This is a genomic window from Nonomuraea sp. ATR24 (assembly GCF_041950485.1).
GTDB lineage: Bacteria > Actinomycetota > Actinomycetes > Streptosporangiales > Streptosporangiaceae > Nonomuraea > Nonomuraea ceibae.
The window spans coordinates 504,004-518,954 of record NZ_JBGNUU010000002.1 but is presented as its reverse complement, the minus strand read 5'-3'; the positions used below and the strand labels follow the sequence as shown (position 1 = coordinate 518,954).

Genomic DNA, 14,951 nt, shown 5'->3' with positions numbered 1-14,951 from the left:
GGGCACGGGCGGCCCGCGGCCGTTCCGGACGTTAGACGCTCGGCCCGCCGAACGGAAGATCCCCTCCGGTCTACATGTGGGTGCGAGCCGACCAGAGCTCGGGGAAGACCACGCGGGTCATGCTGCGCTCCAGCCAGGCCAGCCCGTTGGAGCCGCCGCTGCCCGGCTTGGCGCCCATCGACCTGCGCACCGCCGCCACGTGCTGGTAGCGCCAGTCGCCGAACCGCTCGGCGACCTCGGTCAGCGCGTCGCCGAGCGACCTGAGCAGGTTGGCGGGGGACTCGTCGCGGTAGACCGCCACCCAGGCGCGCTCGACGGCCTCGTGCGGCTCGTACTCGGCGGCGTGGTCGCGGCCGAGCACGTCGGCGGGCAGGTCGTGGCCGTGCCGGGCGAGCAGCGCGACGGTGTCGTCCCACAGGCTCGGCTCGGCGAACGCCCGCCGCAGCGCCTGCCCGCCGGGGCTGCGCCTGAACGGCCGCAGCAGCGCCTCGCTCTTCAGCCCGAGCCTGAACTCCACCAGCCGGTACATGCTCGACTGCAGCCCCGACGCCTCGCCGAGCAGGTCGCGGAAGCGGTTGAAGTCCGACGGCGTCATCCAGCTCAGCCCGCGCCAGCTCCCGTTCAGCCCTTCCAGGTGCAGGCCGGTGCGGCGCAGCGCGGCGACGGCGTCCGGCACCCGGTCGGCGCGCAGCGACTCCTGGGCGCCGCGCAGCTCGTGGGCGACGAGCTTGAAGTACAGCTCCATCACCTGCGTGATCACCAGGAACGACATCTCGCCCGGCGCGTCGCTGAGCGGCCGCTGCAGGTCGAGGAGGGCGCCGGTGCCGACGTAGGAGTCGTACGGGGTCTCCTGCTCGAAGTCGAGGGTCGGCAGCCCGCCCCCGGCCCTGGCCCGCTCGGCCCGTTCACCGGCTGAGACCGGACGTACGCGTGGCATTGCGGCACTCCTCTCGCTTTGTCGGTCCTCTCATGATGCCGAGGCGGCACCGGGTGACGGAATGCCGATGAAATGGCCGTTCCCGGCTCCGGCCTTATATTCGGTACGGATATCGGCCGGGTCACCTTGTGAACGAAAGAGCGTGTGATGGACGCCATGGATTGGGAGCTGCTGCGCGAGCTCCAGGAGAACGCGAGGCTCTCCTTCAACGAGCTGTCGCGCCGCGTCCACCTGTCGCCGCCGGCCGTGGCCGAGCGGATCCGGCGGCTGGAGGAGACCGGGGTGATCACCGGCTACCACGCGGCGGTGGACCCGGGCCGGGTTGGCTGGGAGGTGGCCGCGTTCGTGCAGCTCACCTGCTACGGACCGACGTGCGTGCTGCGGGACCCCGAGGTGGCCGCCTGGCCGGAGATCCGGGAGATCCACCGCGTCACCGGCGACGTGTGCAGCATCCTCAAGATCGCGGTCCCGTCGATGGCGGCGTTCGAGGCGCTGATCGACCGGCTGGCCGTCTACGGGAAGCCGTCGAGCACGATGATCTTCTCGAGCCCGCTGGCGAACCGGCCGGTCGTCGCGGCGCCGCCCGCCCGCTGACCGGGGGCGGGCGGCGTACCCGGTCAGGCCGGGCGGGTGGAGCAGCCCAGGCGGCGTCCCGTCCGGGCGAGCGCGTCCAGGAAGGCCGTCCGCGTCGCGGCGGCGAAGCCGACGAACATGCGGTTGGCAAGCGGCACGGCCCAGCGGGCCACCCGCGCCACGTTGAAGACGCGGTGCACGAGCAGCGCCCCCTGCGGGTGCGGCTGGACGCTCCACTCGCCCCGGTACCACCAGCCGCCCTGGAAGGCGACGGTGCGGTCCCGGACCTCCACGGTGGTCGTGTGACCGGGCGCGTCCTGGACGGTGAAGCGGCCGGTGCGCCTGCCGTCGGGCAGCAGCTCGTCGGCCACGGCGGCCCACACGGTGGCGACGGGCGCCTCGACGACCCCGGCCACCTCGGCGAGCAGCGTCTTCTTCGTCATGACGCCACCCGGGTGTTCTGGAAGGAGGCGAAGCGCCAGCCCTCGGCGGTGCGCACGGCGGTGTAGCTGACGACCGAGTCGCGCAGGTCGCCGCCCACACTGGTGCCGCCCCGCGCGATCACCAGCACGGCGCCGTCGGCCAGCGGCTTGACCAGGACGTCGCCCGGGGCGGGCATGGTGGAGCCCTTCAGCGGCCCCTCGAACAGCCACCGGTGCGAGGACTCGATCTCCTCCCGGCCCCTGCTGTGGCTGCCGGTGAAGGTGATGTAGTCGGCGTCCTCGGTGAAGAGGGCGGCGTAGGCGGTGGCGTCGCCGGCGTTCCAGGCGCCGGCGAGATGGGTGAGCATGGTGACGATCTCCGCGTCGGCGGACATGGCGCAACTCCTCATGGTCGCGGCGCCTATCCTGGGGATGCGACTCCAGGCAGGGCAGGCGCCTTGTCGGTGGTCCGGCTGCCAGGGTGTTGGCGCACCCTGGCAGCCGTCTGGTCATGGCTGGTCGAGCACCTTGTCGAGCTGGTCGAGCTGGTCGAGCTGGTCGAGCTGGTCGCGCCGGGAGGCGTCGGACCAGCCGAGCTCGCCCGACTCCAGTCGGCCGATGAGCTGCCTGACCCAGGCCAGCTCGGTCTCGGTCAGCGCCCGCTCGTAGTCCAGCTCCAGCGCCAGCACGTCGGGCAGGCCGCTGTCGCGCAGCGCCTTCAGGTGGCCGTTGAGCGCGGTGACGCTCCCTTCGAGCGCCGCCGCCCGGGTGCGCAGCGACTGCAGCGCCTCGGGCACCGGCAGGACGCCGATGAGCGAGACGGCCGCGGTGAAGACGCGGCGCTCGCCGCCCGGGTTCTCCAGCAGCGCCCGGAGCCGGGTCGCCAGCTCCTGGCGGCCCTCGCCGGTGATCTCGTAGATGGTGCGCTCGGGCCGGCGGCCCTCGCGGCTGGTCTCCACGGGAACGATCAGCTCCTCGCCGGCCAGCTTGTCGACCGCGTGGTAGAGGCTGCGCGGCAGCCCCGTCACGTAGTCCTTGTGCGTGTCGAGGATGAACCGGTGCAGCTCGTACGGGTGGGCGGGACGTACCGACAGCATGGCCAGCACGGTCAGGCCGACCAGGTCGGGACGTCGTGCCATGACTCTCCTTTTCTTAGTGCAGTTTGCACTATAGCTTAGGAGTATCGCTATAGTGCAAACTGCCATATAGAAGGAGGCATCATCATGAAGATCATGGTCATCGGCGCGACCGGCCGGACCGGCAAGCACGTGCTGGCCCAGGGCGTCCGGCGCGGACACGAGATCACCGCCTTCGCCCGCCGCCCCGAACTCCTCACCGGCACCGCCGAGCCGGCCGGCGTGCACCAGGGCGACGCGCACGACCTCGACGCCGTACGCCGGGCCGTACAGGGACAGGACGCCGTCATCGCCGCGGTCGGCGGCAGCCGGATCGCCGCCACCCTCATCACCGCCATGCGCGAGCACGGCGTCCGGCGGGTGGTCATGACGAGCAGCCGCTCCGTCCCCGCCACCAGGCCCCGCCTCGCGGTCACGCTCGCCTGGCTGATCTTCCGCGAGGCGTACGCCGACCTCGCCCGCGCCGAGGGCATGCTGCAGGTCAGCGGCCTCGACTGGAGCATCGCCCGCGCCACCATGCTCAACGACAAGCCGCCCGCCGGGCGCGTGCACGTCGACTTCGAGGCCAACGCCACGGGCGGCGCGGCGCAGCTCTCCCGCGCCGACTACGCGATGGCGCTGCTCGACACCGCCGAGGATCCCGCCCTGATCGGCAGGGCCCTCGGCATCTGCGGCCCCCGCCTCACAGGAGGAAGGTGAACAGCGGCGAGCCCGGCGGGATGCGCTCGACGGTGAGCGGACCGGCCTTCATCCGAGCCAGCAGGCTGTCCAGGTCGCCCGCCCGCTCCAGCTCGATGCCGACGAGCGCCGGACCGGTCTCGCGGTTGTTCTTCTTGACGTACTCGAAGGCGATGATGTCCTCGCCCTCGCCCAGGACCTCGTCCAGGAAGTGGCGCAGGGCCCCGGGCCGCTGCGGGAACGTCACCAGGAAGTAGTGACGCAGCCCGACGTGGACGAGCGAGCGCTCCAGCACCTCGTTGTAGCGGCTGACGTCGTTGTTGCCGCCCGACACCACGCACACGACGGGGCCTTCGGGCGCGTACGGCAGCACCTCGCGCGCCGCCGCGCCCGCGAGCGCCCCGGCGGGCTCGGCGATGATGCCGTCGGACTGGTAGAGGTCCAGCATCTCCGTGCACACCGCGCCCTCGTCGACCGCGACAACCTCGTCCACCAGCTCTTTCACCAGCGGGAACGTGGCCTCGCCGACCCTGCCGACGGCGGCGCCGTCCACGAACGTGTCGAGCTCCGGCAGCGCGATCGGGCCGCCGTGCCGCAGCGCGGCCCGCATGCTGGCCGCGCCCGCGGGCTCGGCGCCGACGATGCGGGTGGCGGGCGCGTGCTCGCGTAGCCAGACGGCGATGCCGCTGATCAGGCCGCCGCCGCCGACCGGGACGACCACGGTGCCCGGCGGCTCGCCGCACTGCTCCAGGATCTCCAGGCCGACCGTGCCCTGCCCCGCCATCGTCCGCACGTCGTCGAACGGGTGCACGTAGACGGCCCCGCCACGGCTGCTGTCGGCGTGCGCGGCGTCGCTCGCCTCGTCGTACGTGCCGCCGCCCACCACGACCTCCACCCGGTCGCCGCCGAGCGCCGCGATGCGCTCGCGCTTCTGCCTCGGCGTGGTCGACGGGACGTACACGCGGCCGTGGATGCCCAGCCGCGCGCAGGCGAACGCGACGCCCTGCCCGTGGTTGCCCGCGCTCGCGCAGACGACGCCGCGCCGCCGCTCCTCCTCCGTGAGCGAGGCGATCAGGTTGAACGCGCCGCGCACCTTGTAGGAGCGGCAGACCTGCGCGTCCTCGCGCTTGAGCAGCACCCGGCCGCCCACCAGGCCGGACAGCCGCTCGTTGGGCTCCAGCGCCGTGCGGCTGGTCACGGGGCGCAACCGCTCGGCCGCCCGGCTGATCATCGAGGCGGTGAGACGGTCGCTCATGCACACTCCAGGGACGACGGCGGACCCAGGTACGTTAGCACCCGCTACGGCCACGACCAGCACGTTCCGGCGCGACGGCAGCGCCGCAGGCTACCCGAACGGGGGCTCGAAGGGGGCGTCCTTCACCCGGTCGTGGATCCGGCGCAGCCACGGCTCCCGGGTCGCCCCCAGCCGCTCCAGCGTCCCGGCGAACACCCTCCCGTCCGGCCGGAAGGGCAGGCGCGGGAGCGGCGGGGGCGGGTCGTCACGCCGGACGCCGTCGGGCAGCCGGGGCGAGGCGAACAGGAGCCGCCGGTCGTCGGCGAACGCCAGACGCGCCCACACCCCGGCCGCCAGCGGCACCGCCGCCGCCGTCGCGCCCGGCCACACCGCGCCGGTCTGCGGATGCCGTGGCACCAGGGCCAGGTCCGCGACCGGCTCGGGCACGCCGGGCCCGGCCAGGGCGAGACGCCGTTCCGGCAGGCCCCGGGGGAGCAGGCCGTCGATCGCCGGCCGGAACGCCCGGGCGACCGGCCCGTCGGGCACGGTCACCCGCCGCCCTTCCGCGGCCACCATGAGGTGGGCCAGCGCCGCCGCGATCGCCGCCTCCCACGCCGGGCTCCAGCACCCGGCCGGCTCGACGGGCGGCGTGCCCGGCAGCTCCGTCCAGTCCATCACCCGCTGGACGGGCCCCGCGACGGCGACCGGACGCACGGCGTCCGGCTCCAGCCACACCACCTGCCAGTGGCCGCAGTCGTCGACCCGGGTCGCCACCGCGCCGCCGCAGCCCGCGCACGCCAGGTTCGGGCCGTACCGGCCGTCCCAGCCGCAGCAGCAGCCGCCCAGCCGGTCGGTCAGCACGACCGTGCCGCGGACGTCGCCCGGCGCGAGCCCGATCCTGCCCGGTGGGCCGTCGAGGTGGAGGGTCAGCAGCCGGACGCCGCCTTCCTCCTCGGGCGTCTCCGGCCGCCACGGCCGCCCGTTCCCGGGGTCGACCGTGTACGTGCCCGGCTCCAGGAGGGCGGGCACCAGGTCGTGGCCGTACTTCTGCCCGGCGTGGTCGGGAAGCTCCACCCGCGACACCTTCGCGGTCAGCACGGCACCGCACCCGGCGCAGGCGAAAGCGAGCAAGCGGCCTCCTTCACGGCGACGTGATCATCTTGCTGCACATCCCTCTTGCGCCGATCCGGTTTCGCCTGCCCGGAGTCCGGCGTTTTGGCATCATGACACCGACCCGGAGACGATCTCTACGCGGAAGCGGTGTCATGCCTCATCCCCTGCGCGACGGCGACCCGACCCAGATCGGCCCCTACCGGCTGCGCGCGCGGCTCGGCGGGGGCGGGATGGGCCAGGTGTTCCTGGGCCGCTCTCCCGGCGGGCGGCTGGTGGCGGTCAAGGCGGTGCGCCCGGAGCTGGCCGACAACGCGCACTTCCGGCGCCGTTTCGCCGCCGAGGTGGAGGCCGCCCGCAAGGTCGGCGGCTTCTACACCGCCCAGGTCGTCGACGCCGGCGCCGACGCCGACCCGCCGTGGCTGGCCACCGCCTACATCCCCGGCCCCTCTCTGCACCAGGCGGTCGACGAGCACGGGCCGCTCCCGCTGGAGTCGGTCGCGGTGCTGGGGGCCGGGCTGGCCGAAGGGCTCGCCGCCGTGCACGCCTGCGAGGTCGTGCACCGCGACCTCAAACCGGCCAACGTCATCCTCGCCGAGGACGGGCCCCGCCTGATCGACTTCGGGATCGCCCGCGCGCTGGACGCCACCAGCCAGACCCAGACGGCCGCCGTGCTGGGCACCGCCGCGTTCATGTCGCCCGAGCAGGCCACGGCCCAGCCGGTCGGGCCGGCCTCGGACGTGTTCTCGCTGGGCTGCGTGCTGGCCTACGCCGCCACCGGCCGGGGCCCGTTCGGCGACGGCCCCGTCCACGCGATCGTCTACCGGGTGGTGCACGCCGACCCCGACCTGACCGGGGTGCCCGCCCCGCTGGCCGGGCTGGTCGCGGCCTGCCTGGCCAAGGACCCCGCCGCCCGGCCGGGCCTGGAGCAGGTGCTGGACCGGCTGTCCGGCCTCGCCTCCGCGGGCGACGGCCCCGGCCCGGTGCGCTGGCTGCCCGAGACGCTCACCCAGGTCATCGCCGATCGCCGGACCCTGGCGCTGACCGCGCTCGAACAGCCGGCGCCCCCGCCGCCGCCCGGCCCGGTGGCCGGGCCGCCGTTGCTCGTCAACGAGCGGCGGCACCTGCGCGGCGGCCGCCCGCTGTATCCGGCCACCGGGTACGAGATCGCCGTGTACGTCCTGTTGGCCCTGTTCGCGCTGGTATCGGGGGCCGCGGCGATCCACCAGCTCACGGTCGGCGAGCACGCCGAGCAGATCGGCCTGCTGGAGGCGTACGAGGAGATCCGCGACCCCGTCGAGGAGGTCGCCATCCCGCTGATGGTCGTCCAGGCCGTCCTCGGCCCGCTGCTCGTGGTGTGCTGGCTGCTCTGGTTCGCGCGGGTGCGGGCGGTCGCCGAACGGCTGGCGCCCGGCAGGCTGCGCTACCGCCCGGCCATGGCCGTGTACGGCTGGTTCGTCCCGCTGGCCTGCCTGGTGCTGCCCAAGCAGATCGCCGACGACGTCTGGCACGCCTCCAGCCCGCCCCGGCACGACCGGGCGATGGCCCCCGCCGGGCTCCTGCACGCCTGGTGGGCCGTGTGGCTGGCCACCTTCCTGACCTGGCCCGTCTTCTGGCTGCCGTGGACGGAGTTCTTCCGCCAGGGGGACGTGGAGTACGAGCTGGACGACGAGTCGTACCACCTGTACGACCTGGAGCCGATCGGCTGGGCCATCCTCGTCACGCACCTGCTGGCGGTGCCGGCGGCGGTCGTCACCGCGCTGTACGTGCGGCGGCTGAGCGCCATGCAGGCGGCCAGGCTCAGCGGGTCAGCGCACTCGGGGGCACGCCGCGTACCCGCTTGAAGGCGGTGCTGAACGCGAACCCGTCGGCGTAGCCGACCCGCCTGGCCACGGCGGTCACGGTGGCGCCGGGCACGCGCAGCAGGTCGGCGGCGGCCGTCATGCGCCACTCCCGCAGGTAGACCAGCGGCGGCTGCCCGACCAGCTCGGCGAAGCGCCGGGCGAACACCGCCCGCGACATCCCCACCTCCGCGCCCAGGGCCGCCACCGTCCACGGGCGGGCGGGCTGCTCGTGCATCAGCCGCAGCGCCCGCCCGATCCGGGGGTCGGCCAGGGCCCGGTAGCCGGGCGGGGCGTCGACGCCGGGCTGGGCGAACCACGCCCGCAGCGCCCGCACCAGCAGCAGGTCGAGCAGCCGGTCCAGGATGACCTGCTGGCCGGGCTCCTGGCCGCCGATCTCGGCGGCCAGCAGGTCGAGCAGCGGCGCGAACTGCGGCTCCGCCGGGATGACGGCCACCTCGGGCAGCGCCTTGAGCAGGCGCTCGGACACGTCGCCGCGCAGCGGGTACTCGGCGGTGACGAACAGGTCGGACCCGTCGGCGCTGAGCCCGTACGTGCGCGGCCCGAGCAGCAGCTCGGCCCCGGCCGCCTGCGGGCCGCCGGCCGTGGTCCAGCACCGGTCGGCGCCGTCGATCACCACCTGGGGCTCGGTGTCCGGCCGGTCGGCCACGGTGAACGGCCGCAGGCCGCGCACCAGCACCACGCCGCGCTCGCGGACCCGGACGGGCGGCAGGCCGGCGCGCACGATCCAGGACTCGCCGCGCAGCATCGCGCCCAGCGCCAGCGGCGCCGGATCGGTGAACCGCACCGCCCACGGCGGCTCGGCGATCGACTGGCAGAAGACCGCGCCCTGCGCCCGGACGCCCGCGAGATAGTCCTCCAGCAGATCCATACTGAGACGATCTCACATATGACGGAGACAGATGGCCATGGATCGTCTCCCCGAGCTTCTGATGTGCTGGCCGCATGTCCGTTTCACCCATTCTCGTGATCGGCGCCCGGGGCAAGACCGGCCGCCGTGTCGCCGCCCGGCTCGACCGGCTCGGCCTTCCCGTCCGCGCGGCCTCCCGCTCCGGCAGTCCCGCCTTCGACCTCGCCGACCGTGACACCTGGCGGCCCGCGCTGGCCGGGGCGGGCGCGGTCTACCTCGTCCCGATGCACGAGTCCGTCCCGGTCGCCACCGTGGCGGAGTTCGCCGGCGCGGCGGCGGAGAGCGGCGTCCGCCGGGTCGTGCTGCTGTCGGCGCGCGGCCCGGCCGGCGCGGCCGGGTCGTACCAGGAGCCGGTCGAACGCGCCGTGCGCGCGACGGGCCTGGAGTGGACGATCCTGCGCCCGGCCTGGTTCGCGCAGAACTTCAGCGAGGACCTGTTCCTGGAGCCGATCCTGGCCGGGGAGCTGGCGCTGCCGACCGGCGAGGGGCGCGAGGCGTTCGTCGACGCCGGCGACATCGCCGACGTCGCGGCCGCCGCGCTCACCGGCGACGGCCACGCGGGCGAGATCTACGAGCTGTCCGGGCCGGAGGCGCTGTCGTTCCGCACCGCCGTCGAGCTGATCGCCGAGGCCGCCGGGCGGGAGATCCGCTACACGCCCCTGGAGCCGGCCGGGTTCACCGCCGCGCTGACCGGCCAGGGGCTGCCGGCCGAGGCCGCCGACCTGGTGACCGAACTCCTCGTCCGGATCCGCGACGGCGCCGGTGAGCACGTCAGCGACGGCGTACGGCGCGCGCTCGGCCGCGAACCGCGCTCCTTCGCCGCGTACGTCAAGGAGGCCGCCCAGGCGGGAGCCTGGAGCGCCTGACCCCGCCGCGACCGGAAGGTCACCGCGCCGGGCGCGGCACGGTGACCTCCTGCGGTCAGCCCTGGCTGGGCTCGGGCACCGAGGGCGCCGAGGGGGCCGGGGACGACGAAGGATCGGACGGCGCGGGCGGCACCACGTGCACCCGCGCCGAGGCGATGTCGAAGTAGAGCCCCACCAGCTCCAGCTGCCCCGCTTCGACCCGCTCGGCGATGCCGCGGTAGGTCCGCAGGTTCTCCAGCTGCTGCTGGATGTTCAGCCGGCAGAGCCTGTCGAGCGTGTCGCCGGGCGGCGGCTCGCCGTCGCCCGGCGGGCCGAGTCTGGCCAGGCTCGGATCGCCGTGCCGCAGCCAGCGGTCCAGCTCCGGCAGGTCGGGCCGGTCGCGCTGGCCGGTGAGCAGCGCCACCATCGCCGCGCAGCCGGAGTGCCCGCACACCGTGATCGTCCGCACGTCCAGGACGCGGGTGGCGTACTCGATGGCCGCCGCCACCGAGTTGTCGCCCAGGTCCGAGCCCGCGCGCGGCACCAGGTTGCCCAGGTTGCGCACGGTGAACAGGTCGCCGGGGCCGCTGGAGGTGATCAGGCTGGGCACCACCCGCGAGTCGGCGCAGGTGATGAACAGGTGCGTCGGCTGCTGGGCGCGGGCCAGCTCGGTGAAGATGGACCGCATCAGCGGCGCCCGGTGCTGGTGGAACTCGTCGGCCCCCTGCGTGAGCCGGCACTGCCCGGCCGCCGCGACGGCCGGGAGGCGGCGGTGGTGCGCCCACGGCAGCCACCAGTGGTGGGCCGCCCGGGGCGGGCTCTTGGCCGGGAACATGCGGGCCCCGCTGGCCGCCATCGTGTACCACTCGTCGTGGAGCTCGTCGATGGTGATCGTGCCGCCGAGCCGTTCGTGGTCCAGCCGCCAGGAGTGCAGCGCCTCGAAGGCGGCGTAGTCCATGAAGTCGATGTTCAGGTCCAGCTCCACGGCGGTGCCGGCCGGGATGGCGCGCAGCTCCTGCGTCAGGCGCGGCACACCGAGGAAGGTGAGCGAGCCGGAGATCGTCGCGTGCAGGCGGCCGTCCGGCGCGGGCCGCTTGTCCACGGTCACGCGGGTGAGCCGCCGCAGCGCCAGCAGCGCCGCCAGGCCGAGCCCGGCGACGACGCCCTCGGCCAGCCCGACGCCGACCACGACGAGCATGGTCACCAGGTAGACGGGCACCTCGTTGTGGCCGTGCACCTTCCTGATGTGGCCCAGGCTGATCGTCCGGATGCCGATGAAGACGAGCAGCGCCGCCAGCGCCTCCATGGGGATGAGCTTGATGGTCCAGCCCAGGCAGAGCGCGAAGAGCAGCACCCAGACGCCGTGCAGGACGGCGGACCAGCGGCTGCGCGCGCCCGCGCGCACGTTCGTCGTGCTGCGCACGATCACCCCGGCCACCGGGAGGCCGCCGAGCAGGCCGCTGACGACGTTCGCCGCGCCCTGGCCGGACAGCTCCCTGTCGAGGTCGGCGCGCGGGCCGGTGTGCGTGGCGTCGGTGGCCACGCAGCACAGCAGCGACTCGGCCCCGGCCAGCAGGGCGACCAGGAGCACCCCGACCGCGACGAGCTGCCACTCGCCCTGCGGGATCTGCGGCGGCTGCCACGCGGTGACGGCGCCGGTGAGGTCGATGCGGGTGACGTCCCAGCCGAACGCCCACGCCGTGCCCGCGGCCACGAGCAGCGCCGCCAGCGGCGCCGGGACCGCCCGGACGTGCTTGGGCGCGCGGCCCCAGAGCAGCAGCACGGTGATGGTGAGCACGCCCACCATGACCTTGTGGCCGTGCGCGTCGATGATCTGGCCGGGCAGCTCGACCAGGTTGGCCCAGGTGGAGTGCTGCGGGTCGCCGCCCAGCACGACGCGGAGCTGCGCCACGGCGATGATGATGCCGACGCCGGTCAGCATGCCGTGCACGACGGCGGGGGAGACGGCCAGCGCGGCGCGCGCCGCCTTGAACGCCCCCAGGACGAGCTGGAGCAGCCCGGCGAGGATGGTGATGAAGCAGGTGGCGCGCCAGCCGTAGGTCTGCACCAGCCCGGCGATCACCAGCGTGAGGCTCGCCGTCGGCCCGCTCACCTGGACGGCCGATCCGCCGAGCCAGCCGGCGACGATCCCGCCCGCCGCGGCGGCGATCAGGCCGGAGGCGAGCGGCGCCCCGGCCGCCATGGCGACGCCGAGCGAAAGGGGCACGGCGACGAGGAACACCACCAGTGATGCCGGAACATCATGTCTGAGAGTAGTTATCCAACTACTCAGAGTAATGGTTTTCATGCCGCAAACCTTAGGGGAGCGACACCTCCGCACGACAGGGGCGAATCCGGCGACGTTCAGTCGAGCCCGGCGGTCTGGAGCAGGATCGCGATCGCGGCGATGGACAGGACGACGGCGATCAGCAGGACGACGGCCGCGGCGGTCATCGCGCGCCGCCATCCGTCGCCGCCGGGCAAGCCCTTGAACCGAGCCACGGCAGCGACGCTACCAGCCGGTCCGGTCACGCTCGGTGATAATCGCGACCGGCGAGCCGCCGGCGGGGTCACGGGGCCGGGTGCCGCTCCCGGGCGTCGAGCAGCTCGTCCCAGTGCTCGGCCGCCCACGCGCACGCGGCGTACAGCGGCTCCAGCATGCTCCGCCCCAGCGGCGTCAGCGCGTACTCCACCGCCGGCCTCGGCCCCTCGTGCACGGTGCGCGAGACGAACCCGTCCCGCTCCAGCCCGCGCAGCGACTGCGTGAGCACCTTCGGGGTGACGCGGTGCAGCGGCACGCGCAGCTCGGAGAAGCGGCGCGGGCCGTCCTCCAGGCAGCGCATGACCAGGGCCGCCCACTTGTCGCCGAACCGGAACGGCAGCAGCGAGGACGGGCACAGCTCGTCGAACATGTCCCGGGGCAGCGGTCGGCGATGCGTCACGGTCTCTCCCGCCTGTCGGCCGGTTGCGCGGTATCCAGAAGGTAACCGCGGCTGCGGCTACCTTTCCCGGAGCATCCACGCAACGGGAGGTATTCCGGCCATGAGCAAGTATGTGATCTTCGGGGCGGGCGGCAGGGCGGGCAGGCAGGCGGTCGCCGAGGCGCGCGGGCGCGGGCACCAGGTCACCGCGGTCGTCCGCGACCCGTCCCGCTACACCGGCCCGGCGGACGACGGCGTACGCGTCGCCGCCGGGGACGTCACCGACGCGGCGGCCGTCGCCGCCCTCGCGGCCGGTCACGACCACGCGGTCAACACGACCGCGGCGCTCGGCTCCGGCACGTTCTTCACCGACGCCGCGCACGCCCTGGCCGCCGGCCTGCGCGAGGCCGGGCTGGACAGGCTCGTCACGGCCGGGCTCGCCTCGCTGCTGCACGGCGCCGACGGGGTCCGGCTGCTGGACGCGCCCGCGTTCCCGGCCGAGTTCCGGCCGTTCTGCCTGGCCCACGCCGCCGGGCTGGAGGCGCTGCGGGCCGAGGCCGGCCCGCTGGACTGGGTGTACGTCAGCCCGGCCGGCGACTTCGACCACGAGGGGCGGCGCACCGGCGGCTACGAGATCCGCGACCACGGCGACCCGGCGGCGCGCATGTCGTACGCGGACTTCGCCATCGCCCTGCTGGACGAGGCCGAGAACCCGCGCCACCACCGGGTCCACCTGGCCGTGACCTGATACCCGATCACGGCCCGGCGGGCGGTGCGGTGCTCTCGCGGACGGCTCCGTGGCCACGGCGGCGGTCCAGCCAGAGGGCGAGGGCGGGCCCGGACCGTGCCGGGCCCGCCGGATCGGCTCAGCGCTGCAGGGTCAGCAGGCCGGGCCGGTAGGGCAGCAGGCCGTAGTCGCCGCCGGAGTTCGGGCTGCGCCCCTGGTAGAGGAGCTGCAGGTTGCACGGGTCGACGGTCATGGTCTGGTCGGGGCTGGTGCGGATCAGCTCGCCGTGGCTGATGTCGTTGGTCCAGGTGGCGCCGCTGTTGGCCTTGCCGGCGAACGGGTTGGCCTCGGTGGCGGCCTGCGGCGTCCACGAGCCGCCCAGGCTGGTGGCCGTGAACGAGCGGAAGTAGCGCCCCTGCGCGCCGATCGCCTCGACGATCATCAGGTAGCGGTTCTGGCCCTGGAGCTTGTACACCTGGACGGCCTCGAACAGGTTGTTCGTCGTGTCGCTCATGATCACGGTCGAGTTCGTGCCGAAGCTGCCCGGGAAGTTCCCGATGGGCATGCTGGCCCGGTAGATCTTGCCGTTGTCCCCGGCGAAGAACAGGTACATGTTCGTGCCGTCACCGATGAGCGTCTGGTCGATGGGGCCGGTCCCGGAGCCGCTGATGCTGCCGGAGAAGAGCACCTGCTGCGCCGACCAGCCGTTCGGGTTCGCCGGGTCGTTCGACGTCCGGTACGAGAACGCGGTCCCGCCCCACTGGTAGGCGAGCACCCACACGTTCTTCGGGGCGAAGTAGAAGAGGGTGGGCGCGACCGTCGAGGCGGACATCGCGTTCTGGCTGGCCGAGGCCATCTCGGACCAGTTGCCGAAGAGGCCGAAGTTCATCGATCCCCACCGGGTGCCCGTGTCGTGCGTGGTCGCGTAGACGAGGTGCCTGCCGTTGTAGGGGGCGACGGTGAAGTCCTTGAGCGAGACCCAGCCGGCCTTCGGCGTCGCCAGCGGGCCGGTCGAGCTCCACCGGTACGTCGACGGAAGGTCGCACGGTCCCGGGTTACCGCCGCCGTCGACGCGGACGAGCTGCCATTGCTGGTTGGCGCCGCCCCAGTCGTCGTACTGGACGATGTTGGCGCCGTCGGCGGTGGAGGCGCCTTGGACTTCGAGGGCTTTGCCGCTGTGGCGGGAGATGAGGCGGACGTGCCCGTCGGGGCTGTCGGCCAGGCGCCATTGCTGGTTGGTGCCGTTGTGGTCGGTCCACTGGACGATGGCGGCGCTGTTGGCGGTGGACCAGTTGTAGACGTCCAGGACCTTGCCGGAGTGGCGGGACTTGAGCCGGTAGTAGCCGCCGCCTGAGTCGACGAACTGCCACTGCTGCTGGTTCTGGTCGTTGCGCGCCCACTGGGTGATGCGGCCGCCGTCGGCCGTGGAGAGGTTGTACACGTCCAGCGCCTTGCCGCTGTTGCGGTTGACGAGCACGTACCAGGCATTGGTGTCGACCGTCGCCGCATGGGCGGCCTGGGTCTGCAGGGCGGCGAACAGGCTCGCCAGCATGACGGCGACCGTCGCCAGGACGGTCAGGAATCTGCGTTTCACGG

General features: G+C 73.8%; 16 protein-coding genes. 5 read left to right on the top strand and 11 right to left on the bottom strand.

Features of this window, described 5'->3' with window-relative positions:
• Positions 1–70 precede the first annotated feature (70 nt).
• Positions 71–937: a tryptophan 2,3-dioxygenase family protein gene (locus tag ACBI99_RS06380; RefSeq protein WP_357591081.1), complete on the bottom strand. Its 867-nt coding sequence runs from the start codon at positions 935–937 to the stop codon at positions 71–73.
• A gap of 147 nt (positions 938–1,084) precedes the next feature.
• Between ACBI99_RS06380 and ACBI99_RS06375 the strand changes: the two genes are divergently transcribed.
• Positions 1,085–1,531 carry an Lrp/AsnC family transcriptional regulator gene (locus tag ACBI99_RS06375; protein WP_357591083.1) on the top strand — a complete coding sequence of 149 codons (447 nt, stop codon included), beginning with the start codon at positions 1,085–1,087 and terminating at the stop codon, positions 1,529–1,531.
• A 23-nt stretch (positions 1,532–1,554) separates the two neighbouring features.
• On the opposite strand, the gene ACBI99_RS06370 is transcribed toward ACBI99_RS06375, so the two are convergent.
• The 3 genes from ACBI99_RS06370 to ACBI99_RS06360 form a co-directional block, all read right to left on the bottom strand.
• On the bottom strand, positions 1,555–1,953 hold the full coding sequence (locus ACBI99_RS06370; RefSeq protein WP_357591085.1) for a hypothetical protein: 399 nt from the start codon (positions 1,951–1,953) through the stop codon (positions 1,555–1,557).
• Positions 1,950–2,327 carry an SgcJ/EcaC family oxidoreductase gene (locus ACBI99_RS06365; RefSeq protein ID WP_357591087.1) on the bottom strand — a complete coding sequence of 126 codons (378 nt, stop codon included), beginning with the start codon at positions 2,325–2,327 and terminating at the stop codon, positions 1,950–1,952. The genes ACBI99_RS06370 and ACBI99_RS06365 overlap by 4 nt, the downstream gene beginning before the upstream one ends.
• 114 nt (positions 2,328–2,441) lie before the next feature.
• Complete coding sequence (locus ACBI99_RS06360) at positions 2,442–3,071, bottom strand: PadR family transcriptional regulator (RefSeq protein WP_364182672.1); 630 nt, start codon at positions 3,069–3,071, stop codon at positions 2,442–2,444.
• An 84-nt stretch (positions 3,072–3,155) separates the two neighbouring features.
• On the opposite strand from ACBI99_RS06360, the gene ACBI99_RS06355 reads away from it, so the two are divergent.
• Positions 3,156–3,767 carry an NAD(P)-dependent oxidoreductase gene (locus ACBI99_RS06355; protein WP_375071857.1) on the top strand — a complete coding sequence of 204 codons (612 nt, stop codon included), beginning with the start codon at positions 3,156–3,158 and terminating at the stop codon, positions 3,765–3,767.
• Here the strand turns inward: ACBI99_RS06355 and ilvA are convergent.
• The gene (gene ilvA / locus ACBI99_RS06350) at positions 3,751–5,001 is read right to left on the bottom strand and encodes a threonine ammonia-lyase IlvA (RefSeq protein WP_375071856.1); all 1,251 of its coding nucleotides are present in this window, start codon (positions 4,999–5,001) and stop codon (positions 3,751–3,753) included. The genes ACBI99_RS06355 and ilvA overlap by 17 nt on opposite strands.
• Before the next feature lie 90 nt (positions 5,002–5,091).
• Positions 5,092–6,111: a hypothetical protein gene (locus ACBI99_RS06345; protein WP_357591093.1), complete on the bottom strand. Its 1,020-nt coding sequence runs from the start codon at positions 6,109–6,111 to the stop codon at positions 5,092–5,094.
• Between the two features lie 134 nt (positions 6,112–6,245).
• Here ACBI99_RS06345 and ACBI99_RS06340 point away from each other — a divergent pair, with 134 nt between their 5' ends.
• Complete coding sequence (locus ACBI99_RS06340) at positions 6,246–7,934, top strand: DUF4328 domain-containing protein (RefSeq protein WP_357591095.1); 1,689 nt, start codon at positions 6,246–6,248, stop codon at positions 7,932–7,934.
• Here the strand turns inward: ACBI99_RS06340 and ACBI99_RS06335 are convergent.
• A complete protein-coding gene (locus ACBI99_RS06335) occupies positions 7,891–8,823 on the bottom strand; it encodes an AraC family transcriptional regulator (RefSeq protein ID WP_357591097.1) in 933 nt (310 codons plus the stop codon). The genes ACBI99_RS06340 and ACBI99_RS06335 overlap by 44 nt on opposite strands.
• A gap of 74 nt (positions 8,824–8,897) precedes the next feature.
• Between ACBI99_RS06335 and ACBI99_RS06330 the strand changes: the two genes are divergently transcribed.
• Positions 8,898–9,728, top strand: a complete 831-nt coding sequence (locus ACBI99_RS06330) for an NAD(P)H-binding protein (protein ID WP_357591099.1) — start codon at positions 8,898–8,900, stop codon at positions 9,726–9,728.
• A 55-nt stretch (positions 9,729–9,783) separates the two neighbouring features.
• Here the strand turns inward: ACBI99_RS06330 and ACBI99_RS06325 are convergent, their stop codons facing one another.
• The 3 genes from ACBI99_RS06325 to ACBI99_RS06315 all read right to left on the bottom strand — a co-directional run bounded on the left by ACBI99_RS06325 (position 9,784) and on the right by ACBI99_RS06315 (position 12,649).
• Complete coding sequence (locus ACBI99_RS06325) at positions 9,784–12,015, bottom strand: SulP family inorganic anion transporter (protein WP_357591101.1); 2,232 nt, start codon at positions 12,013–12,015, stop codon at positions 9,784–9,786.
• A 56-nt stretch (positions 12,016–12,071) separates the two neighbouring features.
• The gene (locus tag ACBI99_RS06320; RefSeq protein ID WP_219510134.1) at positions 12,072–12,209 is read right to left on the bottom strand and encodes a hypothetical protein; all 138 of its coding nucleotides are present in this window, start codon (positions 12,207–12,209) and stop codon (positions 12,072–12,074) included.
• 68 nt (positions 12,210–12,277) lie between these two features.
• Positions 12,278–12,649, bottom strand: a complete 372-nt coding sequence (locus ACBI99_RS06315; RefSeq protein WP_357591103.1) for a helix-turn-helix domain-containing protein — start codon at positions 12,647–12,649, stop codon at positions 12,278–12,280.
• A 100-nt stretch (positions 12,650–12,749) separates the two neighbouring features.
• Here ACBI99_RS06315 and ACBI99_RS06310 point away from each other — a divergent pair, with 100 nt between their 5' ends.
• Entirely contained in the window at positions 12,750–13,376 is a 627-nt protein-coding gene (locus ACBI99_RS06310) for an NAD(P)H-binding protein (RefSeq protein WP_357591105.1), read from the top strand.
• A 118-nt stretch (positions 13,377–13,494) separates the two neighbouring features.
• Here the strand turns inward: ACBI99_RS06310 and ACBI99_RS06305 are convergent, their stop codons facing one another.
• Positions 13,495–14,907 (bottom strand): non-reducing end alpha-L-arabinofuranosidase family hydrolase, encoded by a 1,413-nt coding sequence (locus ACBI99_RS06305; RefSeq protein WP_375071966.1) that lies wholly within the window; start codon positions 14,905–14,907, stop codon positions 13,495–13,497.
• Between the last annotated feature and the right edge of the window lie 44 nt (positions 14,908–14,951).